We start from the raw sequence: 26,415 nt of genomic DNA, 5'->3' as shown, positions 1-26,415 counted from the left end.
CTGCTTCTCTGTCTCGGTCTTCTTCAGGTGCTGGTGAGATAGCGCATTTCCGTTTTTCTCTGAGCCACGGAGATGCTCTATCTTTTTGGTTTCGCGCAATTCCTGGGAAAGTCGCTTTGCGCTTTTCCCGGCAAAACCGCTATGCACTTTTGCTGGAATTGCTCTAGAGACGCCCACCGCGGATGTAAAGGGCCGCGGCGGCATACAAAATTCAGGTCTCGTCAGAACAGGCCGGGCGTGCCGGTCTGGACGGCCTGGTTCGCCTGCGGCGAGGTCTTCAGGATTTCCTCCGGCGCCATGGTGCTGTCCATGCCGATGACGGAGAAGCTGTCGGCCGGGCCGGTGCCGGGCTTGAAGGCCTCGACGATGGTGTTCGGATCGCCTTCGCCAGCCGCCATGCCGGTCTTGCGGTCGATCGGGATTAGGTTCATGCCTGATGGAATGACGAATTTCGATTCCGGCGTATCCTTGACGACCGCCTGCATGAATTCGTTGAAGATCGGGGCGGAGAGACCGCCGCCGGTCCCGCCGCGGCCGAGCGGGCCCGGCGTATCGAAGCCCATATAGAGGCCTGCGACCAAATCCGGCGTGAAGCCGACGAACCAGGCATCCTTCTCGTCGTTGGTGGTGCCGGTCTTTCCGGCGACGTCGCGACCGCCGAGATCGATCTTGCCGGCAGCGGTGCCGCGCTGGATGACGCCCTGCATCATCGAGGTGATCTGGTACGCCGTCATCGGATCGAGAACGGTTTCGCGATTGTCGACGACATTCGGCTCTTCCTGGTTCTGCCAGTCGCCGGCATTGCAGCCCTCGCACAAACGCTCCTCATGCTTGAAGATCGTCTTGCCGTAGCGGTCCTGGATGCGGTCGATCAATGTCGGCTTGATCTGCTTGCCGCCATTGGCGATGACCGAATAGGCCGAGACCATGCGCAATACCGTCGTGTCGCCGGCGCCGAGCGACATGGAGAGAACCGGCAGCATGTGATCGTAGATGCCGAAGCGCTCGGCATATTCGGCGACGATGTTCATGCCGAGATCGTTGGCGAGGCGCACCGTCATCAGATTGCGCGAATGCTCGATGCCCGAACGCAGCGTCGACGGGCCGCTGGATTCGCCGCCGTAGTTCTCCGGCCTCCAGACTTGGCCGCCCGAGACGATTTCGATCGGCGCGTCCATGATGACCGAAGCCGGCGTATAACCATTGTCCATCGCCGCCGCGTAGACGAAAGGCTTGAACGAGGAACCCGGCTGGCGCATCGCCTGGGTGGCGCGGTTGAATTCGGACTGGGCATAGGAGAAGCCGCCGACCATGGCGAGCACGCGGCCGGTCTTCGGATCCATGGCGACCAGGCCACCCTGCACCTTCGGCGGCTGCTGCAGGCGATAGGAGGTAGACGCGTCGTCACCGAGCTTTGCGACATAGACAACGTCACCGGGGGACACGGCGCCGACCGGTGATTTCGTGGTCTTGCGGGCGCCGTCGGCCGAACGGAAGGCCCACTGCATGTTCTTGGCGTCGATCGTGCCGCGCTGGCGATCGGCTGCAACCTTGCCGCTTCCATCCTTGGCCGGCTGCAGGCCGATGTCGACGGTCGAGTCGGATACGGCGAGCACGACGGCGAGCCGCCATTCCGGCACGTCGGACAGTGTGGGAATATCGGCAAGCGCCTTGCCCCAATCACCGCTCGCATCGATCTGCTTAATCGGGCCGTGGAAACCGCGGCGCTCATCATAGGTGACCAGACCGTCCTGCAGCGCCTTGCGGGCAGCGAGCTGCATCTGCGGATCGAGCGACGTGCGCACCGAAAGGCCGCCCTCATAGAGGACCTTTTCGCCGTACTGGTCGATCAGCTGACGGCGCACGGCTTCGGCGAAATAATCCGAAGCAAAGAGCGAAGGGCCGGTGGTGCGGGCGGTGACGCCGAGCGGCTGCTTCTTGGCTTCCTCGCCGTCAGGCTGGCTGACATAACCGTTCTCGACCATCCGGTCGATCACCCAGTTGCGACGCTCGAGTGCAGCTTCCGGATGGCGGAACGGATGATAATTGGCAGGACCCTTCGGCAGCGATGCCAGATAGGCGGCTTCGGCGACGGTCAGTTCGGTGACGGATTTGTTGAAATAGGTGAGTGCTGCGCCGGCGATGCCATAGGAATTCAGACCGAAGAAGATCTCGTTCAGGTAGAGTTCGAGGATCTTGTCCTTGCTGTAGGCCTGCTCGATACGGAAGGAGAGGATCGCTTCCTTGATCTTGCGGTCGATCGTCTGGTCCGAGCTCAAAAGGAAGTTCTTGGCCACCTGCTGGGTGATTGTGGAGGCGCCGACCGGGCGGCGGCCGGAACCGAAATTCTGCAGGTTGACGAGGATTGCGCGGCCGAGACCGGTCAGATCGACGCCCGGATGATTGTAGAAGTTCTTGTCTTCTGCCGACAGGAAAGCCGCCTTCACACGGTCGGGAACCGCCTGGATCGGCAGGAAGAGACGCTTTTCCTTGGCATACTCGGCCATCAAAGCGCCGTTGCCGGCATGGACGCGGGTCGTCACCGGCGGCGCGTAGCTGTTCAGAACGGCATAGTCCGGAAGATCCTTCGCGACATTGGCGAGATAAATGGCAATACCCGCCGCCGCGACCAGAAACAGGACGCAGGCCATTCCGAAGAAATATCCAAAAAGTCTAACCATATTTCAGCTACCGGTCTTTTCGATCTTCAATCGGCGCAGACGCAACGATTGCAAAGATCAAGGCAATTTGCACGTTGCGCGGCTTACTCCATGAGCGCTACCGCCACAAGCCGATTCCGCGCCTCAGGCTGCGAAACATAAGCCGGAGTAACGGCGCGAATGTGAGCAAAATAGGGCTGTCTGCGCCGCATTCACCGCTACGGCGGCGTTTCATTAGAACTGTCACATCCAAGCAACGCCCGCTCCCGCCGCCAATCTGAGGTATCTTGCTCAGAATTTGATTCATGCGGCGCACTTAAATCTTTGTTTTTATGAATTTTTGTTTTTGCTGGCCGCGCCGCCGTGCCGCAACCGCTACAGATTTACGGTGGCCGTTAGCCGCCATTCGCCATGACGGCGGCGCGGTATCGCTTCACTGCGTCGGTCAAGAGACCGGCGATCTTGCCGCGCCAGGCCTCGTCGAGCAGCAGTTTCTCGTCCTCGGCATTCGAGAGGAACCCGATCTCGAGAAGGATCGACGGCACGTCAGGGGCCTGCAGCACGCGGAAGCCGGCATGACGGTGCGGATTGTTGATGGTGCCGACCTGATCCTTGAAAGAATTCAGCACACTCTCGGCCAGCGAGATGGAGAAAGCCTGGGTCTCGCGCCGCGTCAGATCGAGCAGGATGTCAGCGACCTCGGGCGGCTCGGCGACCGTCTCCTTGCCGGCGATCTGGTCGGAGAGGTTTTCGCGTTCGGCCAAGTCGGCGGCGAGCTTGTCGGATGCCTTGTCGGAGATCGTGTAGACAGTCGCGCCGCGGATATCCTTCTGTTTCAGCGTATCGGCATGCAGCGAAATGAAGAGGCCGGCATGGTTCTGGCGGGCGATCAGTACACGCTGCGAAAGCGACAGGAACTCGTCGTCCTCGCGCGTCAGGAAAGCCTTGATGCCCGGTTCCTTGTTCAGCCGTTCCGTGAAGGCCTTGGCGAAGGCGAGCGTCACCTGTTTTTCCTCGGTCTTGGTGTCGACGCCGATCGCGCCGGTGTCGATGCCGCCATGGCCGGCGTCGACGGCGATGACGAAATCGCCGGGAGCAGCCTTTTGCGGTGCCAGAATGGCGCTTGTCGTCTGAGCCGCCTCAGTCCGATCGCTCCAGGATTGCGTCTTCACCAGTTCGGCAAAGGCCTTCTTGTCGATCATCTCCGCATCGAGCACGAGGCGATGGCCGTTGCCCGTCTCATCGGCCTGCACCTTGGCAAGCGCCAGCTTCACCGGCCCTGCCGTCGTCAGCACGATGCGGGCGCTCTCTTCGTCCATCTTGCCGTAGCGGATATCCTTGAACAGGCCGCGGGCGGCAAGATCCTTCGCCGGAAACCCGAAGGCGGTCGCCGGCAAGTCAACGACGATGCGTTCCGGATTGGCGATATAGTGGACGGAGAAACGCGGCTCGCGATCGAAATCGATGACGATGCGAGTCCTTGCGTCGTCGCCGACGATGCGCGCGCCATAGGCAAGCAGCGGATCCCCGGCCTCGACAGAGCTGGCAGCGGCCGGCAGCAGACTAGCGACCAGAAGCGCCGCCAGAACCCGCCTTGCGAATGTCGATCGCGGCGCTGCGGATTTCGCCGCGATCCGAGCCCTCTTAAACAATAAACCGCCACACCCTATCTGTATTGCGATGGACCCGACGCGGCTGCGGCCAACGTCCTGTGACGAAACACCCGCTGCAGCCTGCCGAATCGCGATCACTTTATCCCAGCTTGTATGCGTTGCGAAATCCATCAATATTATGGCACATTTGGCTTTCCCCTTGCTATTGTGACACAGAAAACATACAACGAATTTCAGGGTAAAGTGTTGACGGGATAGAGTCGCCGCAAAGGCTGCCAGCCAGATCAGGACCTGGCGCCACACCGGTCATCGTCCGCCGTCTCATGCGCTTCATCCCTAGAACTCGATCCTGATTTTCCGGCTTATTGTCGGAATTCATTGGTGGATCAGCCACCACGCTCTCAGGGAGCAAACTCATCGGACCCGAACGGGTCTTCGTATTTGTCGATCACGCTTGGTTGTTGATGGTTTCGCAGCAGGTTTTATCTGAAGTGTACAGGCCCCGGACCGAAATGGTTCCGGCTGCGGTCTGGCTGCTGCCCTCCCCCTCGCATCAGGCGCGACTTTCATTATCCGGCGCGGCCACAGTGGACCGCATTCTTTCTGTCTCAACAGCAGTCGGGAATGCGCTCTCGCGGCCACGCCGAGGAGCACAGCTTTCATGGCAGACAAAATGCTTATCGATGCGTCTCACGAGGAAGAGACGCGCGTCGTTGTCGTTCGCGGGAACCGCATAGAAGAATTTGACTTCGAGTCCCAGCACAAGAAGCAGATCCGCGGCAACATCTATCTTGCAAAGGTAACGAGGGTCGAACCCTCGCTGCAGGCCGCCTTCGTCGATTATGGCGGCAACCGGCACGGCTTCCTGGCCTTCGCCGAAATCCATCCCGACTATTATCAGATACCGCTTGCCGACCGTCAGGCACTGCTTCGGGCCGAGGCCGAGGAGCATCGCCGCGACGAAGATGTCGAGCATGTCGAAACCGCACCGATGGTCGATCTTTCCAAACAGGATCAGCCGGATGTCGGCATCGTTCCGGCAGAGGCGCCGGAAACGGCTGCCGTAACGGAAGAGACCGCAGCGGTAGAGGCCGCGGCATCACCCGAGGCCACCGAGGAAGCGCCGGCCAAGAAGGCAAGGCCGCGCCGCAGCCGCAAGAAGGTCGTAGAACCGGTTGTCGAAACGACCGCGACCGAGGATGCTGTTCCCACAGACGTCGAAGCCGAAGGCGCTTCGAGCGTCGACAATGAGGATGACGGTTCGACCGGCGGCGCGATGGCTGCGATGGTGGAAACCGACTCGATTTCCGAGGACGTCGATACCAGCAAGCGTCGCCACGATGACGACGACGACGATGACGATCACGGCGAAGAGGAAGTCATCGAATCCGTCGGCGCCGAAGACGCGATGGAAGAAGTGCCGGACCGCGTGCAGCGCAAGCCGCGCAAGCAGTACCGCATTCAGGAAGTCATCAAGCGCCGCCAGATCCTGCTCGTGCAGGTCGCCAAGGAAGAGCGCGGCAACAAGGGTGCAGCCCTTACCACCTATCTCTCGCTCGCCGGCCGCTATTCGGTGCTGATGCCGAACACGGCGCGCGGCGGCGGCATTTCCCGCAAGATCACCAACCCTGCCGACCGCAAGCGCCTGAAGGAAATTGCGCGCCTGCTCGAGGTGCCGCAGGGCATGGGCGTCATCCTTCGCACCGCCGGTGCCAACCGCACCAAGGTCGAGGTCAAGCGCGACTTCGAATATCTGATGCGCCTCTGGGAGAATGTGCGCACGCTGACGCTGGCGTCCACAGCTCCCTGCCTCGTCTATGAGGAAGGCTCGCTGATCAAGCGTTCGATCCGCGACCTCTACAACAAGGATATCAGCGAAGTCATCGTTTCCGGCGAAGAAGGCTATCGTGAAGCGAAAGACTTCATGAAGATGCTGATGCCGAGCCATGCCAAGGTGGTTCAGCCCTACCGCGACATCCATCCGATCTTTTCGCGTTCCGGCATCGAGGCTCAGCTCGACCGCATGCTGCAGCCACAGGTGACGCTGAAGTCTGGCGGCTACCTGATCATGAATCAGACCGAAGCGCTGGTCTCGATCGACGTCAACTCCGGCCGCTCGACCCGCGAACATTCGATCGAGGACACCGCGCTGCAGACGAATCTCGAGGCTGCGGACGAAGTCGCCCGCCAGCTTCGCCTTCGCGACCTTGCCGGCCTGATCGTCATCGACTTCATCGACATGGAAGAGAAGCGCAACAACCGCGCTGTCGAGAAGAAGCTGAAGGAATGCCTGAAGAACGACCGCGCCCGCATCCAGGTCGGCCGGATCTCGCATTTCGGCCTGCTCGAAATGTCGCGCCAGCGCATCCGCGCTTCGGTTCTCGAATCGACCACGCAGGTCTGCTCGCATTGCGGCGGCAGCGGCCATGTGCGTTCGCAGTCCTCCGTCGCCCTGCATGTCCTGCGGGGCATCGAAGAATATCTGCTCAAGAACACCACGCACAACATCACCGTGCGCACCACGCCTGACATCGCGCTCTACCTGCTCAACCACAAGCGCCAGACGATCGTCGATTATGAGAGCCGCTTCGGCGTCGCGATCATCATCGATGCGGATGGCTCGGTCGGTGCGCAACATTTCGCGATCGATCGCGGCGAGCCGGTGGAAAACCCGGTCAAGATCGAAACCCTCTTCAACTTCGCAGCCATTCCCGAGGATGACGACGACGATATCGTCATCGAAGTGGATGAGGAGGAAGACGAGGAACTCGAGGAAAAGCCGGTCGTTGCCGAGCGGCCCGTCGCGGCACGCGCGGAAGGCGAAGCTGACGGCAACCGCAAGCGCAAGCGCCGCAGGCGCCGCCGCGGCCGCAACGGCAATGCCGAACAGCCGGTATCAGCAGGCGAAGCTGGCGACGAGGATGAGGAAGGTGACGACGAGGGCGGCGAAGGTGATGAAAACACCGAGGCCACGCCCGAGACACGCGCTGAAAGCGAGGAATCGCAGCGCCGCAAGCGCCGCCGTCGCGGCAAGCGTGGCGGCCGCCGCAATCGCGCCGAGGATGGCTCCGAACTGGCAGCTGGCGAAGCCGGTGAAGACAATGGCGGCGACGAGGACGAAGGCGACGACGTTTCGAACGACGGCACTCCGAGCCAAGCCGCAGCGGTCGAGGCGATTGCCGAACAGGCCGACGAAGGCCAGGCCGCGATGGCAGCCGTCGAGAGCGCGCCTGTTGTAACCGAAGATGTAAAGCCCGCCCGCGCCCGCGGCCGCCGCAAACCGGCCGCAGCGCCGGTCGAGGAACCGGTTGCAGAGACGGCCCCTGTGGCCGAGGCCGAACCGGAATTGGTGGAAGCCTCCGCCGATCTCGAAACGGTCGTTCAGGAAGAAGCAAAGCCGGTTCGCGCCAACCGCGAATCCAACATCTCCTCCTCCGAGCCGACGGTGAAATCCACCCGCGTCGAGAATGGCGAAGGCGATGACGGAAAGCCGAAGAAAGCCGGCTGGTGGCAGCGCCGTGGCTTCTTTTGAACGCTGATTTTCGGACGTAAACACTGAAATCCGGCCGCGGCGACGCGGCCGGATTTTCGTTTATGACGAGGGCTCGTGGCCGAGCTTGAATAACTTGGCGCAGATGTGTATATTTTGTGTTATTCATACACATGAGGCGCGAATCGTGCGGACGAATATAGATATCGATGATGCCTTGCTCGACGCGGCAATGACCGCCACCGGACTGGCGACAAAAAAGGCCACCGTCGAACAAGCTTTGCAAAATCTTGTCGAGAGGCACCGCCGAGGCAATGCCATCGCAAACCTTGCAGGAATAGGTTGGGAAGGCGACCTCGACGTGATACGTCGCGACCGGCCCGACGATAAACGGTGATCGTCGTCGACAGTTCGGTCTGGATTGCGCATCTGCGTGGGATAGAAAGCGCCGCCAGATGGCGGCTGCAGAACATCGAGGATCCGCTGGATATTGTTGTCGGGGACCTGATCCTTTTGGAAGTGCTTCAGGGCGCGCGCAATGAACGCCATGCATCGGTGATCGAAGAAAGCCTACACCAGTTCACAATCCGCCCGATGCTTGGCGACAGCCTCGCCGTCAAGGCGGCTCGTAACTATCGCCTGCTACGAGAACGCGGCATCACGGTGCGCAAGACCATCGATGTGATCATCGGCACCTTCTGCATTGAGGAAGGCTATGCGCTCTTGCACGATGATCGCGACTTCGATCCTATGACCGAGCATCTCGGCCTCAAGATCGCCTGACTTCAGAGAGCCCGATCGGACAGATGGTTGCTCCATGAAAGTGCAGAATAGGTGCTCTCGCCATCCTACCATCCCGACAGATGAGCGGCATCAACGACCGCCATCGAGGGTAAGGACGGCGCAAAGCGCTTCTATATCGCTTGGCTCAACGCAGCGAAGCGCGATCATCATCCCTCGGCGGCGATCAGGCGGCCGGGGGATAGAGCAGGTCGACGATGTAGCTGGCGTCGAAGCGGGAATCGAGCATGCCGTAGGTGGAGCGCCAGCCGCCGGCAAGACGTGTCTCGATGAAGGCATCGGCAATGCGCCCTGCCCCAAGGCGATAGAGTTCGGCGGCACCGGCGGCGAGCGCCAGCTGCTCGACGAGCAGGCGCGCGGCGCCCTCATCCTGTTCGCACAGCGCGATTGCGGCGCGCAGCACGTCGATCGTCTTCTTGCCGGCAGGGCCGAGATCGCGGGCAAGGCCGGAAAAGACCGTTTCGAACAGATCCTTGCCGCGGTTCAGCACGCGCAGCACGTCGAGCGCCATGACGTTGCCGGAGCCTTCCCAGATGGCGTTGACGGGAGCCTCGCGGTAATGGCGGGCGATCGGGCGCTCTTCGATGTAGCCGTTGCCGCCGATGCATTCCATCGCCTCGTAGATCAGCGCGGGCGCGATCTTGCAGCACCAGTATTTGGCGACCGGCGTCATGACGCGGGCATAGGCCGCTTCCTCAGCATTGCCGCGCGCCTTGTCGAAGGCGTCGGCTAGACGGAAGGACAGTGCCGTCGCGGCGGCGACATCGAGCGCCATGTCGGCGAGCACGCGCGTCATGATCGGCTGGTTGACGAGCATCTTGCCGAAGACGCTGCGGCCGCGGGTGTGGTGCACGGCTTCGGCGAGCGAGGCGCGCATCATGCCTGACGAGGCCAGCGCGCAGTCGAGCCGGGTCAGCGTCACCATGTCGAGGATGGTCCGGATGCCGGCATCCGGACCACCGAGCAGGAAACCGAACGTGTCTGTAAATTCGACCTCGGAAGAGGCGTTGGAGCGGTTGCCGACTTTGTCCTTCAACCGCTGGAATTGCAGGCCGTTGGCGGAACCATCCTCCAGAAGGCGCGGCACCAGAAAGCAGCCCATGCCCTCCTTCGTCTGCGCCAGCATAATGAAGGCATCGCTCATCGGCGCCGACATGAACCACTTGTGGCCGGACAGCCGATAGATGCCCTCGCTGACCTTTTCGGCAGCGCTCCTGTTGGCGCGCACATCCGTACCGCCCTGCTTTTCCGTCATGCCCATGCCGATGGTCACAGCGGATTTCTGCATGGCGGGCTTGTTCGACGAATCATATTTGCGCGAGAGGATTTTCGGCGCCCAGTCCTTCTGGACCGCGGGCGAGGCCGAGAGCGCTGCAACGGAGGCGCTCGTCATCGTCAGCGGGCAGAGATGGCCGGATTCCAGCTGCGACGTCAGATAAAACCGCGCGGCGCGAACCTTATGGGCCTCGTCCTTGGCCTCGGTATCGGCCTGGGGATCCCAGACGGAGGAATGCAGGCCGACCGACATGGAGCGGCGCATCAGCGCATGCCAGGCGGGGTGAAACTCGACGACGTCGACGCGTTCACCGCGCGGACCGTGGGTGCGCAGCTGCGGCGCGCCCTGGTTTGCCATGCGCGCCATCTCCTGCGCCTCCGGCGAGGTGACGTAGCGGCCCATGTTTTCCAGGTCTTCGCGGATGCCGCGCGGCAGGGCCGCCGTCAGGTCGACGATCAGCGGATCGGACCGATAGGCGTTGATGCCGGACCACAGGCTCGGCTGGTTGAGTTCTGCGAGTTTGTCGTCAGTCCGGTTGGCGGAGGTCATAATTCGCTTCTAGTGTAAGAACCCGGCAAAGGGAAACCGGAAGTTATGATTCGGTTCATTCTGCTCTATCGGAATTCGGGCGAAAATGCATGGGGACATAAGCCTTTGCCCACAGCACATGCTTGCCCCGGCGGGCAGCACTCTTTATAGACCCGCCAGAGACAGCAAGAGGCAGGGTCATGGTCTTTTTCCCCCACCGCCACCTCATCGGCATCAAAGGCCTCACCGAGCAGGATATCACCTATCTTCTCGACAAGGCGGACGAGGCCGTCAAGATCAGCCGCCAGAGAGAAAAGAAGACGTCGACGCTACGCGGGCTGACGCAGATCAACCTCTTCTTCGAGGCATCGACCCGCACGCAGGCCTCCTTCGAGCTTGCCGGCAAGCGGCTCGGCGCCGACGTCATGAACATGTCGGTCGGCAATTCCTCGGTCAAGAAAGGCGAAACGCTGATCGACACGGCGATGACGCTGAATGCGATGCGCCCCGATGTCCTGGTGATCCGCCATTCGAGCGCCGGTGCGGCCGCCCTTCTTGCCCAGAAGGTCTCCTGCTCGGTCGTCAATGCCGGTGACGGGCAGCATGAACATCCGACCCAGGCGCTGCTCGACGCGCTGACGATCCGCCGCGCCAAGGGCAAGCTTTCGCGCATCATCGTAGCAATCTGCGGCGACGTGCTGCATTCGCGGGTGGCGCGCTCCAATATCCTGCTGCTCAACGCGATGGGCGCCCGCGTGCGTGTCGTCGCGCCCGCGACCCTCCTGCCGGCCGGCATCGCCGAGATGGGCGTCGAGGTCTTCCATTCGATGAAGGAAGGGCTGAAGGACGCCGACGTGGTGATGATGCTGCGGCTGCAGCGCGAGCGGATGTCCGGCGCCTTCGTGCCTTCGGTGCGCGAATACTATCACTTCTACGGGCTCGACGCCGAAACGCTGAAGGCGGCCAAGGAGGATGCACTGGTGATGCATCCCGGCCCGATGAACCGCGGCGTCGAGATCGCTTCGGAAGTGGCGGACGGACCGCAGAGCGTCATCGCCGAACAGGTGGAAATGGGAGTCGCGGTGCGCATGGCCGTCATGGAGACGCTGCTCGTCTCGCAGAACCAGGGTCCCCGAAGCGATGGAATGATGGCATGAGCAACCCGATCGTCCTCAAGAACGTCCGCATCATCGACCCGTCGCGCAATCTCGACGAAGTCGGGACGATCATTGCCGAAGACGGCGTGATTCTCGCCGCCGGCCACAAGGCGCAGAACCAGGGCGCGCCTGAAGGCGCAGTCATCCGCGATTGCACGGGCCTTGTCGCGACGCCTGGCCTCGTCGATGCGCGCGTCCATGTCGGCGAACCCGGCGGCGAACACCGCGAGACGATCGCCTCGGCGAGCCGGGCGGCAGCCGCCGGCGGCGTCACCTCGATCATCATGATGCCGGACACCGATCCCATCATCGACGACATCGCGCTCGTCGAATTCGTCAAGAAGACGGCGCGGGATACGGCCGCCGTCAACGTCTATCCGGCAGCCGCCATCACCAAGGGCCTTGCCGGCGAGGAGATGACGGAGATCGGCCTCTTGATGCAGGCCGGCGCCGTTGCCTTCACCGATGCGCATTCCAGCGTCCACGACACGCAGGTGCTGCGCCGGATCATGACCTATGCGCGCGAATTCGGCGCCGTCGTTTCCTGCGAGACGCGCGACAAATATCTCGGCGCCAACGGCGTCATGCATGAGGGGCTTTTTGCCAGCTGGCTCGGGCTTTCCGGCATTCCAAAAGAAGCCGAGCTCATCCCGCTCGAACGCGATTTGAGGATCGCGCAGCTGACGCGTGGCCGTTATCACGCCGCGATGATCTCGGTGCCGGAATCAGTCGAGGCGATCGAACGCGCCCGCAACCGCGGCGCCAAGGTGACCTGCGGCATCTCGATCAACAATCTGGCGCTCAACGAAAACGACATCGGCGAATACCGCACCTTCTTCAAGCTCTATCCGCCGCTGCGTCCGGAAGACGACCGGGTGGCGATGGTCGACGCCCTTGCGAGCGGCGCGATCGATATCATCGTCTCCTCGCACGACCCGCAGGACGTCGATACGAAGCGTCTGCCTTTCGGCGAGGCGGAGGACGGCGCGATCGGCCTCGAAACCATGCTGGCGGCAGCGCTCAGGCTTCACCATGGCGGCCAAGTGAGCCTGATGCGCCTGATCGACGCCATGTCGACCCGCCCTGCTGAGATTTTCGGCCTGAATGCCGGCACGCTGAAGCCGGGCGCTGCGGCCGATATCGCGCTGATCGATCTCGATGAGCCTTGGCTTGTCGCCAAAGACATGCTTCTCTCCCGCTCGAAGAATACGCCGTTCGAGGATGCGCGCTTCAGTGGGCGGGCGGTCGCGACATACGTCTCGGGAAAGCTTGTCCACGCAATTTAGAACCGACACGATCGCCGTCCATCCCCCAGCGGGAGAAGGCTGACTCGAGGATAGGCCACGGAGAGGCTGAGGGGGCATATGTTATCCAATCTCATGTCATGGCAGATCACCCTGCCGATCGCGCTTGCCGCCGCCATTATCGGCTATCTCTTCGGCTCGATCCCGTTCGGCCTGATCCTCACGCGCGCCGCCGGCCTCGGCGACGTGCGCAGCATCGGCTCCGGCAATATCGGCGCGACCAATGTGCTGAGAACAGGAAACCGGACGCTCGCCGCGGCGACGCTGCTGCTCGATGCGCTGAAGGCATCGGCGGCAGCCTGGGTCGTCGGCTATTTCCTCGGTGAGGAAGCCGCGATCATCGCCGGCTTCTTCGCCTTTATCGGCCATCTTTTCCCGGTCTGGATCGGCTTCAAGGGCGGCAAGGGTGTCGCCACCTATATCGGCACCCTGCTCGGCGTTGCCCCGATCATGGTCGTGCTCTTCGCCGCCGTCTGGCTGGCGGTCGCTTTCACCACCCGCTACTCCTCACTGTCGGCGCTGGTTGCCATGCTTGTCATTCCAGTTGCACTGTGGATATTGGGCAACGAAAAGGTTGCAGCTGTCATGGCGATCATGACCCTCATCTCCTACTGGAAGCATAGAGCGAATATTTCGCGGCTGATGGGCGGGACTGAAAGCAAGATCGGGGCAAAGGGATAATGGATGCGCTGAGCGCCGGACCAAAAGGCGTCGTGCTGACCGAGCGGCAAAGAATTGCCTGGCTGCGCCTCATCCGTTCCGACAATATCGGCCCTGCCACCTTTCGTGACCTCATCAATCATTTCGGTTCGGCCGAGGCAGCACTTGCCGCACTGCCGGAGCTTTCGGCGCGCGGCGGCGCCACGCGGGCAATCCGCGTCGCCAGCGAGGCCGAGGCGCATCGGGAGCTGGAGGCGGCGCGTCGTTTCGGCGCCCGGTTCGTCGGCATCGGTGAGCCGGACTATCCGCAAGCGCTGAAGCAGATCGACGGTGCGCCGCCGCTTCTGGCCGTGAAGGGCTCGCTTGCCGCCGCCAGACGACCTGCGGTCGGCATCGTCGGCTCGCGTAACGCCTCGATCGCAGGCGCGAAATTCGCGGCGATGGTGGCGCGCGACTGCGGCCGGGCGGGTTACACCGTGGTCTCTGGCCTGGCGCGCGGCATAGACACCGCTGCCCACCGGGCAAGCCTGGACACAGGTACGATCGCAGCGCTCGCCGGCGGCCTCGACCAGCCCTACCCGCCGGAGAATATCGGCCTGCTCGAAGAGATAACCGGTGGCAATGGCCTGGCGGTGAGCGAGATGCCCTTCGGCTGGGAACCCCGCGCCCGCGACTTCCCACGCCGAAACCGGCTGATCGCCGGCATCGGGCTCGGCCTCGTCGTCATCGAAGCGGCGACGCGTTCGGGCTCGCTGATCACGGCGCGGCTTGCCGGCGAGTTCGGCCGCCTGGTGTTTGCCGTGCCCGGTTCGCCGCTCGATCCGCGCTGCCATGGCACCAACGGCCTGCTGAAGGACGGCGCTTCGATCGTCACCGCACCCGCCGATGTCGTCGAGGCCCTGGCGCCGCTTGCGCAATTCGACCTATTCCCATCATCGATGGCGGAGGAACCGGCACCTGACGGCAAGCCAATGTCGGTGCCACCAGACGATTCCGATCGAAGCCGCATCATCGATGCGCTCGGGCCGACGCCGGTCGAGATCGACGACGTCATCCGCCATACCGGCCTGTCGGCATCCGCGGTCTATCTCATCCTTCTGGAACTCGATATATCAGGCAGGCTGCACCGGCATCATGGCGGTCTCGTCTCGCTTTCCGATTGAACCTGGGTACGACATCAGGCGGCGGCTTTGCGAATTGCCGAACCGTGAGTCGAAAACCTTCGATAGACTATCTATGATTGTATTCCATCGACACTCTCCCTTCGGCTGCAGAAGACACAAGAGGTAAAATTGTAGCAAACCCCTTGACCGCGGCGATTTCCCTGTCCATGTCGGAGGGCCGATATCCATGTTGCGGTGTGTGTCGCGCTGGCTTCAACGCTGGCGTCGTTTCCTTTTTAGAGAATCATCATGAATGTTGTAGTGGTGGAATCGCCTGCCAAGGCCAAGACGATCAATAAGTATCTGGGTCCGGGATACAAAGTGCTCGCCTCCTTCGGCCACGTGCGCGATCTGCCTGCCAAGGACGGCTCAGTTCTTCCTGATCAGGATTTCGAAATGCTTTGGGAGGTCGACAGCGCCTCCGCCAAGCGGATGAAGGACATTGCCGACGCGGTGAAGTCCGCCGATGGCCTGTTTCTCGCAACCGACCCGGATCGCGAAGGCGAAGCGATTTCCTGGCATGTTCTCGACATGCTGAACAAGAAGCGCGTGCTGAACGGTAAACCGGTCAAGCGCGTCGTTTTCAATGCGATCACCAAGAAGGCGGTGCTCGACGCGATGGCCGATCCGCGCGACATCGACGTGCCGCTGGTCGACGCTTACCTCGCGCGCCGCGCGCTCGATTATCTCGTCGGCTTCAATCTTTCGCCGGTGCTGTGGCGCAAGCTGCCCGGCGCACGTTCGGCCGGCCGCGTCCAGTCGGTGGCGCTTCGCCTGGTCTGCGACCGCGAATCTGAGATCGAGCGCTTCATTTCCGAAGAGTATTGGAACATCTCGGCGCTCCTGAAGACGCCGCGCGGCGACGAGTTCGAGGCAAGACTGGTTTCGGCGAACGGCAAACGGCTGCAGCCGCGCGCGATCGGCAACGGCGAGGATGCCGGCCGGCTCAAGGCATTGCTCGAAGGCGCGAGCTATGTCGTCGACACGGTCGAGGCGAAACCGGTCAAGCGCAACCCGGGACCGCCGTTTACGACCTCGACGCTGCAGCAGGCGGCTTCCTCCAATCTCGGCTTCTCCGCCTCGCGCACCATGCAGATCGCCCAGCGGCTCTATGAGGGCGTCGATATCGGCGGCGAGACGGTCGGTCTCATCACCTATATGCGAACCGACGGCGTGCAGATGGCGCCCGAGGCGATCGACGCGGCGCGCAGCGCCATCGTCGACCAGTTCGGCGAGCGCTACATGCCGGAAAAGCCGCGCTTCTACTCGACCAAGGCGAAGAATGCCCAGGAGGCGCACGAGGCGATCCGTCCGACCGATTTCGACCGCTCGCCCGACCGTGTCCGCAAATTCCTCGATGCCGACCAGATCCGGCTCTACGAGCTGATCTGGAAGCGCGGCATCGCCAGCCAGATGGCGTCGGCCGAGATCGAGCGCACGACAGCTGAAATCACCGCCGACAACAAGGGCGAGAAGGCCGGGCTTCGTGCCGTCGGTTCGGTCATCCGCTTCGATGGTTTCATCGCCGCCTATACCGACCAGAAGGAAGATGGCGAGCAGAGCGACGATGGCGACGAGGATGGCCGCCTGCCGGAGATCATTGCGCGCGAGGCGCTCGCCAAGCAGAAGATCAATTCGACGCAGCATTTCACCGAGCCGCCGCCGCGCTATTCGGAAGCGACGCTGATCAAGAAGATGGAAGAGCTCGGCATCGGCCGCCCCTCCACCTATGCCGCGACGCTCGCGACGCTGCGCGACCGCGACTATGTGACGATCGACAAGCGCAAGCTGATCCCGCAGGCCAAGGGCCGGCTGGTGACGGCTTTCCTCGAGAGCTTCTTCACCAAATATGTCGAGTATGACTTCACCGCCGATCTCGAAGAGAAGCTTGACCGGATTTCCGCCGGCGAGTTGAACTGGAAGCAGGTCCTGCGCGATTTCTGGAAGGATTTCTTCGCCCAGATCGAGGACACCAAGGAACTGCGCGTCACCAACGTGCTGGATTCGCTGAACGAGGCGCTGGCACCCCTCGTCTTCCCGAAACGGGAGGACGGCAGCGACCCACGTATCTGTCAGGTCTGCGGCACCGGCAACCTGTCGCTTAAGCTCGGCAAATACGGCGCCTTCGTCGGCTGCTCGAACTATCCGGACTGCAACTACACCCGCCAGCTCTCCTCCGAAAACGGCGGAGAAGCGGACGGCGCAGCGCTCAACGAGCCTAAGAACCTCGGCACCGATCCGACCACCGGCGAGGAACTGACGCTGCGTTCCGGCCGCTTCGGCCCTTATATCCAGCGCGGCGACGGCAAGGAAGCCAAACGCGCTTCGCTGCCGAAGGGCTGGAAGCCCGAGGACATCGATTATGAAAAGGCGATGGCGCTGATCTCGCTGCCGCGCGATATCGGCAAACATCCCGAATCGGGCAAGATGATCTCGTCCGGCATCGGCCGGTATGGGCCGTTTCTCCTGCACGACGGCTCCTATGCCAATCTGGAAACCGTCGAGGACGTGTTCTCGGTCGGCCTCAACCGCGCCGTGACTGTTATCGCCGAAAAGGCGAAACAGGCCCCGGGCCGGGGTGCGCGCGGCACGCCGGCGGCGCTGAAGACGCTCGGTGATCATCCTGATGGCGGCGCCATCACCGTGCGCGACGGCAAGTACGGCCCCTATGTCAACTGGGGCAAGGTCAACGCCACGCTGCCGAAGGGCAAGGATCCCCAGGCGATCACCGTCGAGGAGGCGCTTGCCTTGATCGCCGAGAAGGCCGGAAAGACACCTGTGGGCAAGGCGGCCAAGGCGAAAGCCAAGCCGAAGGCCGCAGCCGCCGAAGCCAAGAGCACCAAGACGGCCGCCAAGCCGAAAACAACGAAGGCGAAAGCGCCCGCGAAATCGAAAAAGGGCTGACGTGAGCAGGATACCGCGCGAGAGAACGAACCCTGCGGGCAAGCGTCCGGGCAAGATCGGCCGCAAGGATGCTCCCGCCGTCGAGCCGCTGAACATCGTCCACGGCGCGCTGCCCTCGCGCGAGGTGATCCTGCGCTTCATCGCCGATCATCCGCAGAAAGCGTCCAAGCGTGAACTCGCCAAGGCTTTCGGCCTGAAGGGCGATAGCCGCGTCGAGCTCAAGCACATGCTGCAGGAGCTCGAACAGGAAGGCATGCTGCAGAAGAACCGCAAGTCGCTGATCCGTCCCGGTGCGCTGCCGCCTGTCACCGTTCTCGATATCACCACGCGCGACAAGGACGGCGATCTGATCGGCCGGCCGGCGGAATGGCCGGAGGATCAGGGCGCAGCACCCGCCGTTTCCATCCGCCAGCAATCGCCCGCAGGCCGCCAGGGCAAGGGCAAGGCACCCGTCGCCGGGCTCGGCGACCGCATCCTGGCGAAGATCTTCCCGGCTGTCGATCGCGGCGGGCCGGCCTATACGGCGCGGATCATCAAAGTGATCGACAGGCGCCGCGGCGCCTCGATGGGCGTTTTCCGCATAGCAGCCGGCGGCGGCGGCCGGCTGCTGCCGATCGAACGGCGCGGCGAGGAGATGGTGATCGATCCCGACTTCACCGGCGGCGCCACGGACGGTGACCTGGTCGAAGTCGAAATCGCCCGTCTCGGCCGTTTCGGCCTGCCGCGCGCCAAGGTGCTTTCCGTCGTCGGTTCCGTCGGTTCGGAAAAGGCGATCTCGATGATCGCGATCCATGCGCACGGCATCCCGCATGTCTTCCCGCCGGCCGTCATCGCCGAGGCGGAGGCCGCAAGGCCCGCCAGCATGTCACATCGCGAGGATTGGCGCGACGTGCCGCTGATCACCATCGACCCCGCTGACGCCAAGGACCATGACGATGCCGTTTATGCCGAGCCCGATCCCTCGCCCGACAATCCCGGCGGCGTCCTCGTCACCGTCGCGATCGCCGACGTCTCCTGGTATATCCGACCCAATTCGCCGCTCGACCGCGAGGCGCTGAAGCGCGGCAATTCGGTCTATTTCCCGGATCGTGTCGTGCCGATGCTGCCGGAGCGCATCTCCAACGATCTCTGCTCGCTGAAAGAAGGTGTCGACCGCCCGGCGCTTGCCGTGCGCATGAGCTTTTCCGGGGAAGGCCGCAAGATCGGCCATACTTTCCATCGCATCATGATGAAGAGTGCCGCCAAGCTCTCCTACCAGCAGGCGCAGGCGGCCATCGACGGGAAACCGGACGATCAGACCGGACCGATGCTCGAGCCGATCCTGAAACCGCTCTGGCACGCCTATGAGGTGATGAAGCGCGGACGCGACCGGCGCCAGCCGCTGGAACTCGATATGCCGGAGCGCAAGATCCTCCTGAAGCCCGACGGCACGGTCGATCGGGTCGTCGTGCCGCCACGGCTCGATGCGCATAAGCTGATCGAAGAGATGATGATCCAGGCGAACGTCTGCGCCGCCGAGACGCTCGAAAAGAAGCGTCAGCCGCTGATCTACCGCATCCATGACGGCCCGACGCTTGCCAAGCAGGAGATCCTGCGCGAGTTCCTGGCCACGCTCGGCATCTCGCTTGCCAAGGGCGGCAACATGCGCGCCAACAACTTCAACGGCATTCTGGCGAAGGCGGACGGCACGCCGCATCAGACCATGGTGAGCGAGATGGTGCTGCGGTCGCAGAGCCAGGCGATCTACGGACCGGAGAATATCGGCCATTTCGGCCTCAACCTGATGAAGTACGCCCACTTCACCTCGCCGATCCGCCGTTATGCCGACCTCATCGTGCATCGCGCCCTCGTCGGCTCGCTCGGCTTCGGCGAAGGCGGCATCACGCCCGAAGAAGAGGCAGCGCTCGACGATATCGCCGCCGAAATCTCGACCTTCGAGCGCCGGGCCATGGCAGCCGAGCGCGAAACCGTCGACCGGCTGATCGCGCATCACCTCAGCGGCCGCGTCGGCGAGGAATTTGCCGGGCGGGTTTCGGGCGTGACGAAATCGGGGCTTTTTATCGCCCTGCCGGACTATGGCGCCGACGGTTTCGTTCCTATATCTACGCTCGGCAGCGATTATTTCATCTATGACGAGGCGCATCAGGCACTCTCGGGTGAACGAACAGGGCTCGGCTATCGCCTGGGTGACAGCGTCACCGTGAAGCTTGCCGAAGCGATCCCGCTTGCCGGCGCGTTGCGTTTCGAGATGATCAGCGAGGGCCGCGAAATGCCGGCGGCGATGCGCTCCTTCCACAAGGCGGGGCGCCGCGACAGGGGCTTGGTTCGCAAGAAGCCCGGAACGAGGCCGCCGCGCGGACGGCACTAAAGCGCGTCGCAATCGTTCAGATTGGCTCCCCGCGCTTTAGGTCCTTGTTTTTACGCGTGTCGTTATCGCAAAACCGCTGCACAGTTTCGCGCGACATGTTTTAGATCCGAAGAGGAACATGCGATGAGCACACCGACCGATCCGGCCGTCCGCTACGGCGATACGCCCGAGATCGAGCGTCCGCTTGGGCGCTCCATCATGCGCGGGCTGATGAACCGATGCCCGGCCTGCGGCAACGGCAAGCTCTTTCGTGCCTTCCTGAAGCCGGTCGATCATTGCGCGGCCTGCGGCGAGGCGATGCATCACCAACGCGCCGACGACCTGCCGCCCTATATCGTCATCCTCGTCCTCGGCCACGTTGTGGTCGGCGGTTATATGCTGACCGAGCTGACTTTCGTGCTGCCGGTCTGGGTGCATCTCGCCATCTGGGCGCCGATCACCGTCATCACCGCGCTTGCCTCGATCCAGCCGATCAAGGGCGGGGTCATCGGCCTGCAATGGGCGCTGCGCATGCACGGCTTCGGTGGCGAGAGTGACGGTCCGGACGATTATGACATCCCCGGCCGGCCGAATTAGCGCCTTCACCTTCCAGACATATTTAACGTGTAGTGCCAGCCCTCCACCGACCACCACCCAAATGCGGGAGCCAACGATCCTCAAGACCTGACATGGTAAGCATTTCTTGCCCGAACGGGCTTTACATTCCGCAGATGGTCACTCACATCGGAAATACTGCGAAGCGGCATCCGTCACCTGGATTTGGCACGTCCGTGTCTATCTATCTGACGGGTCGGCCGATTCGTTCGCGCACCTCTCTAAGGATGGATAAATGTCTCAGCCGAGAACCGGCACATCGGGCGATGTCGAAGAAATCCATTGGCCTTCTCTGGTGGCAGCCATCTCGTCCATATCAGCCGTTGGCATAGCAATCGGCCTCGGTCTGCCCCTCCTCAGCATTATCCTCGAAAAACGCGGCATCTCGTCCACCCTGATCGGGCTCAACACGGCGATGGCTGGGGTCGCGGCGATGGCCGCCGCACCGATCACCACCAAGCTTGCCCATAAATACGGCGTTGCGCCGACAATGATCTGGGCCGTGCTGATTTCGGCGCTGAGCGCGCTGGGTTTCTATTACGCCCAGGATTTCTGGATGTGGTTTCCGCTACGTTTCGCCTTCCATGGCGCGACGACGACGCTGTTCATCCTCTCCGAATTCTGGATCAACGCCGCTTCGCCGCCTTCCAAGCGCGGCTTCGTGCTCGGCATCTACGCGACGGTGCTTTCTCTTGGCTTCGCGGCCGGACCGCTGCTGTTTTCGATCCTCGGCAGTGACGGCATCTTCCCCTTCCTGATCGGCGCCGGCGCCATCCTGCTTGCCGCCATCCCGATCTACATCGCCCGCGACGAAAGCCCGGTGCTCGAGGAAAAACCGGAGCTGCATTTCATGCGCTACGTTTTCCTGGTGCCGACTGCGACGGCAGCAGTCTTCATCTTCGGCGCGGTCGAAGCCGGTGGGCTGTCGCTTTTTCCGATCTTTGCCGTGCGCGCCCATTTCACCGAATCGCAGGCCGCACTGCTGCTCACCATGATGGGCGTCGGCAACGTCATCTTTCAGATCCCGCTCGGCCTGCTTTCCGACCGCATCGCCGACAAGCGGCCGCTTCTGGCCGGCATGGCGCTGATGGGCTTCATCGGCTCGATGATGTTGCCACTGTTGCTCAACAACTGGCTGCTGATGGCCGGCCTCCTGCTTTTCTGGGGCGGCTGCGTCTCAGGCCTCTATACGGTCGGCCTCAGCCATCTCGGCTCGCGGTTGACGGGCTCCGATCTTGCAGCGGCCAATGCCGCCTTTGTCTTCTGTTATGCGATGGGAACCGTGGCCGGGCCGCAGGCGATCGGCGCAGCGATCGATGTCGCTGGAAATAACGGTTTTGCCTGGGCGATTGCCGCTTTCTTCGGTCTTTACGCGCTACTTTCCGGCATCAGACTGATGTTCATTCGAAAACGGGCTTGACTTTTCGGGCGGGATTCGTAGTTTCGCGCCAGAATTTGCCGTGGAGCCCATCCGGCTTCCACGGCTTTCATTTTCTTAAAGGCAGGACGACCATGGCCAAGGCTACAACAATCAAGATCAAGCTGCTGTCGACGGCCGACACCGGTTTCTTCTACGTCACGACGAAGAACAGCCGCACGATGACGGACAAGATGACGAAGACGAAGTACGACCCGGTTGCGAAAAAGCATGTCGAGTTCAAGGAAACCAAGATCAAGTAATCACTTGGCCTGAGGGATTTCAAAAAAGCGCGCGCCTTCGGGTTGCGCGTTTTTTATTGTCCGGCTTTGTGGTTTTCACGATGATAGCGCAAACAGACAAAACGCCGCCCTTCCATCTTCGGGAAGTGGCGGCGTTTTCGTGAAAGGGGGTCGGCCAGCATGCAAAACGGCACGAGGAACCGCTATAACTTGCCTACTAGCCGACCGACCCCACGACCCAGGAGATGCGGCGGACCTGAGCATCATGGGGTATCGACAACTCCTCAACGGGAGCGCTTCTCTTATGAGCGATAATTTGCGCAAAAATGAAAGAAAATCAACAAATTCTTAATGATGAATTTTCTCATCTTGATTCTATGGTTAAAAGTCCAGATTTGGGACATACAAAGATTTGTCGCCTCTGCTTTGGATCGAAGCGTAGCACCTGCTCTTTCCAAGAAATTCGACAATATAACTTAATAACATACGCCACCCCTCCCCTTACGTGAGGTGACGCCGCCGCAATCTATTTGACCCTGTCGGCGCTAGGCGTTTTTTATAGTCTTCATTTCATATTGAGCTACGGCCTGACGCTCTCAAGACTATCGCGCGGCAACACATCCGCGGTAACGCGGCAAATCCATTTTTGGGCTATTGGGCCGCAATTTTTTCGCCCCGCAGTGCACAGGCGAAGATTAAAAATCGGTAACAGTTCGCTTACCGCAGTGGAAAACCCGCAAATGGCGCGTATGGCGGCAAGTGATTCGTCAGGCGGCTGCGGCGACCACACGGTTGCGGCCGGTATTCTTGGCCTCGTAAAGGGCCAGATCCGCCTGTTTCATCAGCTGGTCCGGGGTCAGCACCGACGTAATGCGCGAGGCGATGCCGAAGGAAGCAGTGACGTTCAGTGCTTCTCCGGCGTGTTTCAGCATGAAGGGAGCGTTTTCGATCGCCGCACGCAGGCGCTCGGCGACGGCGGCGGCAATTTCCGGCGAGGTGTCGGGCATTACGACAACGAATTCCTCTCCGCCGTAGCGGCAGGCGAGATCGGCACCGCGGATGGTCGACCGGACGCGATTTGAAAATTCCCGCAGCACCTCGTCGCCGCCGTCATGGCCGTAGGTGTCGTTCACATGCTTGAAGCGGTCGATATCGGTGATCAGCACCGAAAGCGGCCGGCCCCGCGCCATCGAACGGTTGAAGAGCACGTTCAGGTGATTGTCGAGATAGCGCCGGTTATAAAGGCCGGTCAGCGGATCGGTCACGGCAAGCTCGATCGTCTGCTTGACGCTGGCGCGCAGGCGGTCGTTATAGCGCTTGCGGCGGATCTGCGTCAGGCTGCGGGCAACCAGTTCGTTGGGATCGACCGGACGGATGATGTAGTCGTTGACGCCGAGATCGAGCGCGCGCACGACCATTTCGTCAGCGCCCTGCTCGGTGATGATCAGGATCGGCAAGAAGCGGGTGCGCTCCAACGAGCGCAGCTGCGAGCAGAGGCGAAGCGGATCGTAGTCGTCGAAGTTGGCGTTGACGATGACGAGATCGAACGCGCTTTCGGCCGCCTCGAAGAGGGCGGCCTGCGGATCGGAGAGGGCAAGCACGTCGGCGACGGGCTTCAGCGCCTTGATGATGCGCTCCTGCGAATTGGCGCGGCCGTCGACGAGCAGGACCTGAGCGGTCTCGTCGGCGCGGCCCTCGCCTGCCCGTGTGAGGTCATCGATGCCCATCGTATGGGCGGTGTCGGCGCGGATACGCAACTCATCGCTCAACGTCTTCAGCCGCAGCAGGCTCTTCACCCGGGAAATCAGCTGCAGATCGTTGACCGGCTTGGTGAGAAAATCGTCAGCGCCGGCCTTCAGGCCGCGTACGCGATCGGTCGGCTGGTCGAGCGCGGTGACCATGACGACTGGAATATGGGCGGTCTTCTGGCTGGCCTTCAGCCGCTCGCAGACCTCAAAACCGTCTATGCCGGGCATCATGATGTCGAGCAGGATGAGATCGACCTGGTTGCGCTCGCAGATCGCCAGTGCCGTGTAACCGTCGGCTGCGGTCATCACGTCGAAATACTCCGCAAGCAGCCGCGCTTCGAGCAGCTTCACGTTGGCCGGAATATCGTCAACCACCAGTATTCGCGCAGTCATCAGCGTCTTTCCGATGCGTCAGGCATCGCCCAGATAGGTCTTGATCGTCTCGATGAATTTCGGAACCGAGATCGGCTTGGAAACATAGGCCTCGCAGCCGCCCTGGCGGATCCGCTCCTCGTCGCCCTTCATCGCGAAAGCCGTAACGGCGATGACGGGAATCACGTGCAGCTCGTCGTCTTCCTTCAGCCATTTCGTGACTTCGAGGCCGGAGACTTCGGGAAGCTGAATATCCATCAGGATGAGATCGGGGCGATGCTTGCGCGCCAGATCGAGCGCCTCCATACCGTTTCTGGTCTGGATCGTCGTATAACCGGACGCCTCGATGAGGTCGCGAAAGAGCTTCATGTTAAGCTCGTTATCTTCTACAATCATCACCTGTTTGGGCATGACAAGCTGTCCCTACGTCCGTTCGCGCAGCGGTTCGTCCCATGACAAAGGCACATGCGGACAAAAGCTGCGTGAAACCGATAGCGCACGCTACCGGTATTTGGTTGAAGAAAAGGTAACTTACCCAGCGAAATGCAAAGCAACTTCAAGACTTCGAAACAACAGGCCGCCGACCCGCACGAGACAGCGATCGCCGTGCTCGGCTGGCTTGCCGATGATCCCGACATGTTCGGCCGCTTCCTCGCCCTGACAGGGGTGGCGCCCGGCCAGGTGCGCAACGCCGTCGACGATCCCGGATTCCTCGCCGGCTTGATGGATTTCCTGATGAACCACGAACCGACGGCGATGGCCTTCTGCGCGGCGAGCGGGATCAGCCCGGAGACAGTGACGGCGGCCTGGCGGCATTTCTCTTCGCCGGGCCTCGATTCCGGAGAATACTGATCGTGACCGCCGGGGAACTCGACATCTCGCATATCCGCCTCGGCGAACGGCCGTTGATCGTCTGCGACGTCGACGACGTCGTGCTTCAGTTCATCGATCCCTTCCAGCTTTTCCTTCAGAGCCAGGGCCACGCGTTTCTGCCGCGATCGTTCCGGCTGCACGGCAACATCGTCTCGCAAGCCGACGGCGTGGAGATCGAGGATCAAGAGGTCAGCCGGCTGATCGAGGAATTCTTCGAGGCGCAAGAGCTGTGGCAGACGCCGCTCGACCGCGTCGTCGAAACGCTCGAACGGCTTTCGGAAGAGGCCGATGTCCTTTTCCTGACAGCCATGCAGCCGCGGTTCCAGAACCAGCGCCGTCGCCTGCTCGACAGGATGGGCCTGCTCTTTCCGCTGCTTGCCACCGAGCAGCCCAAAGGGCCGATCGTTCACGCACTGCATGCCAGCCGCTCCCTTCCCGTCGTCTTCATCGATGATATGGCGCGCAATCTGCATTCCGTCAGGGATCACGTCGCTGATTGCCTGCTGATTCATCTGATGCCGAACTCGCCCGTCCATCGTTTCGCACCGCCCGCCGCTGACGACATCACCCGCGCCACCGACTGGATGCATGCGGCCGAACTGATCGAGGCGCATTTTCTTTCCGGCACCTTCACGCACGCAGTTCCAGCCGCATGAGCGGACGGCCGTCCTTGCGCCAAGCTATCGTCTCGAAACCGGCGGCATCGAAGATCGCCGTCGAGCCGATGCAGAGCGTCACGGATTTCGACTGCTTCACATGATCGATCGGACAGGCTTCGAGCAGCCGCGCTCCCTGGCACCGCGCATGGTCGATCGCGCCGGCGAGCAGACGGTGGCTCATTCCCTTGCCGCGCAGTTTGGGCAGCAGGAAGAAGCAACTGACGGCCCAGACGGATGGATCATGCGCATCGCCCTCATCGAGCGGCCGCGAGACGGTGCGCGGCGAATTGAACTGCGGCACGTCGTGGCGCGGCCCGACCTGCACCCAGGCGACCGGCGCGCCGTCGGCATAACAGAGGATGCCAGGCGGCGGACCCGCCTTGATCCGCTCCCGCATATGCGCCTTGCGTTCGTCGGCAGCCATCTTGGTCCTCACCGCATGCGGCAGGCGCAACGCGACGCACCAGCAGTTATAGAAGCCACCCTGCGGCCCGAACACGACTTCGAAATCGTCCCAGCGTTCTGGCGTTACCGGCTCGAAACGAAGATCGTTATCCAAAGGCAAAGCTCCCGGCCTCTCTTGAGA

General features: G+C 62.0%; 20 protein-coding genes. 14 read left to right on the top strand and 6 right to left on the bottom strand.

All coding sequences use genetic code 11. From position 1 onward, the window contains the following. Positions 1-221: 221 nt before the first annotated feature. Both RlegSU303_RS07335 and RlegSU303_RS07330 read right to left on the bottom strand, forming a co-directional pair. A complete protein-coding gene (locus tag RlegSU303_RS07335) occupies positions 222-2,681 on the bottom strand; it encodes a penicillin-binding protein 1A (protein WP_151517484.1) in 2,460 nt (819 codons plus the stop codon). 374 nt (positions 2,682-3,055) lie between these two features. Further along, positions 3,056-4,312 carry an N-acetylmuramoyl-L-alanine amidase gene (locus RlegSU303_RS07330; RefSeq protein WP_168279909.1) on the bottom strand — a complete coding sequence of 419 codons (1,257 nt, stop codon included), beginning with the start codon at positions 4,310-4,312 and terminating at the stop codon, positions 3,056-3,058. Positions 4,313-4,934: 622 nt separating this feature from the next. On the opposite strand from RlegSU303_RS07330, the gene RlegSU303_RS07325 reads away from it, so the two are divergent. The 3 genes from RlegSU303_RS07325 to vapC all read left to right on the top strand — a co-directional run bounded on the left by RlegSU303_RS07325 (position 4,935) and on the right by vapC (position 8,546). Continuing rightward, complete coding sequence (locus tag RlegSU303_RS07325) at positions 4,935-7,805, top strand: Rne/Rng family ribonuclease (protein ID WP_151519422.1); 2,871 nt, start codon at positions 4,935-4,937, stop codon at positions 7,803-7,805. A gap of 145 nt (positions 7,806-7,950) precedes the next feature. Then, the gene (locus tag RlegSU303_RS07320) at positions 7,951-8,160 is read left to right on the top strand and encodes a type II toxin-antitoxin system VapB family antitoxin (protein ID WP_003547469.1); all 210 of its coding nucleotides are present in this window, start codon (positions 7,951-7,953) and stop codon (positions 8,158-8,160) included. Next, positions 8,157-8,546 (top strand): type II toxin-antitoxin system VapC family toxin, encoded by a 390-nt coding sequence (gene vapC / locus RlegSU303_RS07315; RefSeq protein WP_017959969.1) that lies wholly within the window; start codon positions 8,157-8,159, stop codon positions 8,544-8,546. The genes RlegSU303_RS07320 and vapC overlap by 4 nt, the downstream gene beginning before the upstream one ends. 184 nt (positions 8,547-8,730) lie before the next feature. On the opposite strand, the gene RlegSU303_RS07310 is transcribed toward vapC, so the two are convergent. After that, positions 8,731-10,389, bottom strand: coding sequence for an acyl-CoA dehydrogenase family protein (locus tag RlegSU303_RS07310; protein ID WP_017959968.1), 1,659 nt, complete (start codon positions 10,387-10,389; stop codon positions 8,731-8,733). 179 nt (positions 10,390-10,568) lie between these two features. On the opposite strand from RlegSU303_RS07310, the gene RlegSU303_RS07305 reads away from it, so the two are divergent. The 9 genes from RlegSU303_RS07305 (at position 10,569) to rpmG (ending at position 22,198) form a co-directional block, all read left to right on the top strand. Further along, a complete protein-coding gene (locus RlegSU303_RS07305; protein ID WP_007626148.1) occupies positions 10,569-11,525 on the top strand; it encodes an aspartate carbamoyltransferase catalytic subunit in 957 nt (318 codons plus the stop codon). Continuing rightward, complete coding sequence (locus tag RlegSU303_RS07300; protein ID WP_131622251.1) at positions 11,522-12,811, top strand: dihydroorotase; 1,290 nt, start codon at positions 11,522-11,524, stop codon at positions 12,809-12,811. Before RlegSU303_RS07305 ends, RlegSU303_RS07300 begins: the two co-directional genes overlap by 4 nt. A gap of 78 nt (positions 12,812-12,889) precedes the next feature. Continuing rightward, the gene (plsY, locus tag RlegSU303_RS07295) at positions 12,890-13,510 is read left to right on the top strand and encodes a glycerol-3-phosphate 1-O-acyltransferase PlsY (RefSeq protein WP_027665391.1); all 621 of its coding nucleotides are present in this window, start codon (positions 12,890-12,892) and stop codon (positions 13,508-13,510) included. Beyond that, on the top strand, positions 13,510-14,652 hold the full coding sequence (gene dprA, locus RlegSU303_RS07290; protein ID WP_168279911.1) for a DNA-processing protein DprA: 1,143 nt from the start codon (positions 13,510-13,512) through the stop codon (positions 14,650-14,652). Before plsY ends, dprA begins: the two co-directional genes overlap by 1 nt. A gap of 249 nt (positions 14,653-14,901) precedes the next feature. Next, complete coding sequence (gene topA, locus RlegSU303_RS07285) at positions 14,902-17,556, top strand: type I DNA topoisomerase (protein WP_168279912.1); 2,655 nt, start codon at positions 14,902-14,904, stop codon at positions 17,554-17,556. Position 17,557: 1 nt separating this feature from the next. After that, positions 17,558-19,924 carry a ribonuclease R gene (gene rnr, locus RlegSU303_RS07280; RefSeq protein WP_168279913.1) on the top strand — a complete coding sequence of 789 codons (2,367 nt, stop codon included), beginning with the start codon at positions 17,558-17,560 and terminating at the stop codon, positions 19,922-19,924. A 123-nt stretch (positions 19,925-20,047) separates the two neighbouring features. Next, complete coding sequence (locus RlegSU303_RS07275; RefSeq protein WP_168279914.1) at positions 20,048-20,500, top strand: DUF983 domain-containing protein; 453 nt, start codon at positions 20,048-20,050, stop codon at positions 20,498-20,500. Between the two features lie 253 nt (positions 20,501-20,753). Next, a complete protein-coding gene (locus RlegSU303_RS07270) occupies positions 20,754-21,938 on the top strand; it encodes an MFS transporter (protein WP_168279915.1) in 1,185 nt (394 codons plus the stop codon). A gap of 92 nt (positions 21,939-22,030) precedes the next feature. Beyond that, positions 22,031-22,198 carry a 50S ribosomal protein L33 gene (rpmG, locus tag RlegSU303_RS07265; RefSeq protein ID WP_003547442.1) on the top strand — a complete coding sequence of 56 codons (168 nt, stop codon included), beginning with the start codon at positions 22,031-22,033 and terminating at the stop codon, positions 22,196-22,198. 746 nt (positions 22,199-22,944) lie between these two features. Here rpmG and RlegSU303_RS07260 read toward each other — a convergent pair. Next, positions 22,945-24,318, bottom strand: coding sequence for a PleD family two-component system response regulator (locus tag RlegSU303_RS07260; RefSeq protein WP_011651390.1), 1,374 nt, complete (start codon positions 24,316-24,318; stop codon positions 22,945-22,947). An 18-nt stretch (positions 24,319-24,336) separates the two neighbouring features. Continuing rightward, positions 24,337-24,708, bottom strand: a complete 372-nt coding sequence (locus tag RlegSU303_RS07255) for a response regulator (protein WP_003547430.1) — start codon at positions 24,706-24,708, stop codon at positions 24,337-24,339. Positions 24,709-24,840: 132 nt separating this feature from the next. On the opposite strand from RlegSU303_RS07255, the gene RlegSU303_RS07250 reads away from it, so the two are divergent. Beyond that, a complete protein-coding gene (locus RlegSU303_RS07250; protein ID WP_017959959.1) occupies positions 24,841-25,149 on the top strand; it encodes a DUF3572 domain-containing protein in 309 nt (102 codons plus the stop codon). Between the two features lie 2 nt (positions 25,150-25,151). Beyond that, positions 25,152-25,826, top strand: coding sequence for a hypothetical protein (locus tag RlegSU303_RS07245; protein ID WP_017959958.1), 675 nt, complete (start codon positions 25,152-25,154; stop codon positions 25,824-25,826). Here the strand turns inward: RlegSU303_RS07245 and RlegSU303_RS07240 are convergent. After that, a complete protein-coding gene (locus RlegSU303_RS07240) occupies positions 25,801-26,388 on the bottom strand; it encodes a GNAT family N-acetyltransferase (RefSeq protein ID WP_043294471.1) in 588 nt (195 codons plus the stop codon). The genes RlegSU303_RS07245 and RlegSU303_RS07240 overlap by 26 nt on opposite strands. Positions 26,389-26,415: the final 27 nt, after the last annotated feature.

It is taken from the genome of Rhizobium sp. SU303 (assembly GCF_021052345.1).
Lineage (GTDB): Bacteria > Pseudomonadota > Alphaproteobacteria > Rhizobiales > Rhizobiaceae > Rhizobium > Rhizobium laguerreae.
This window is presented reverse-complemented; position numbering and strand designations above follow the sequence as displayed.

Coding starts and splice junctions, on each gene's coding strand:
- RlegSU303_RS07275 (WP_168279914.1), top strand. CDS start 20,048: ATGAGCACACCGACCGATCCGGCCGTCCGCTACGGCGATACGCCCGAG.
- RlegSU303_RS07255 (WP_003547430.1), bottom strand. CDS start 24,708: ATGCCCAAACAGGTGATGATTGTAGAAGATAACGAGCTTAACATGAAG.
- RlegSU303_RS07310 (WP_017959968.1), bottom strand. CDS start 10,389: ATGACCTCCGCCAACCGGACTGACGACAAACTCGCAGAACTCAACCAG.
- RlegSU303_RS07300 (WP_131622251.1), top strand. CDS start 11,522: ATGAGCAACCCGATCGTCCTCAAGAACGTCCGCATCATCGACCCGTCG.
- RlegSU303_RS07270 (WP_168279915.1), top strand. CDS start 20,754: ATGTCTCAGCCGAGAACCGGCACATCGGGCGATGTCGAAGAAATCCAT.
- RlegSU303_RS07260 (WP_011651390.1), bottom strand. CDS start 24,318: ATGACTGCGCGAATACTGGTGGTTGACGATATTCCGGCCAACGTGAAG.
- RlegSU303_RS07250 (WP_017959959.1), top strand. CDS start 24,841: ATGCAAAGCAACTTCAAGACTTCGAAACAACAGGCCGCCGACCCGCAC.
- plsY (WP_027665391.1), top strand. CDS start 12,890: ATGTTATCCAATCTCATGTCATGGCAGATCACCCTGCCGATCGCGCTT.
- RlegSU303_RS07335 (WP_151517484.1), bottom strand. CDS start 2,681: ATGGTTAGACTTTTTGGATATTTCTTCGGAATGGCCTGCGTCCTGTTT.
- RlegSU303_RS07305 (WP_007626148.1), top strand. CDS start 10,569: ATGGTCTTTTTCCCCCACCGCCACCTCATCGGCATCAAAGGCCTCACC.
- rpmG (WP_003547442.1), top strand. CDS start 22,031: ATGGCCAAGGCTACAACAATCAAGATCAAGCTGCTGTCGACGGCCGAC.
- topA (WP_168279912.1), top strand. CDS start 14,902: ATGAATGTTGTAGTGGTGGAATCGCCTGCCAAGGCCAAGACGATCAAT.
- dprA (WP_168279911.1), top strand. CDS start 13,510: ATGGATGCGCTGAGCGCCGGACCAAAAGGCGTCGTGCTGACCGAGCGG.
- RlegSU303_RS07325 (WP_151519422.1), top strand. CDS start 4,935: ATGGCAGACAAAATGCTTATCGATGCGTCTCACGAGGAAGAGACGCGC.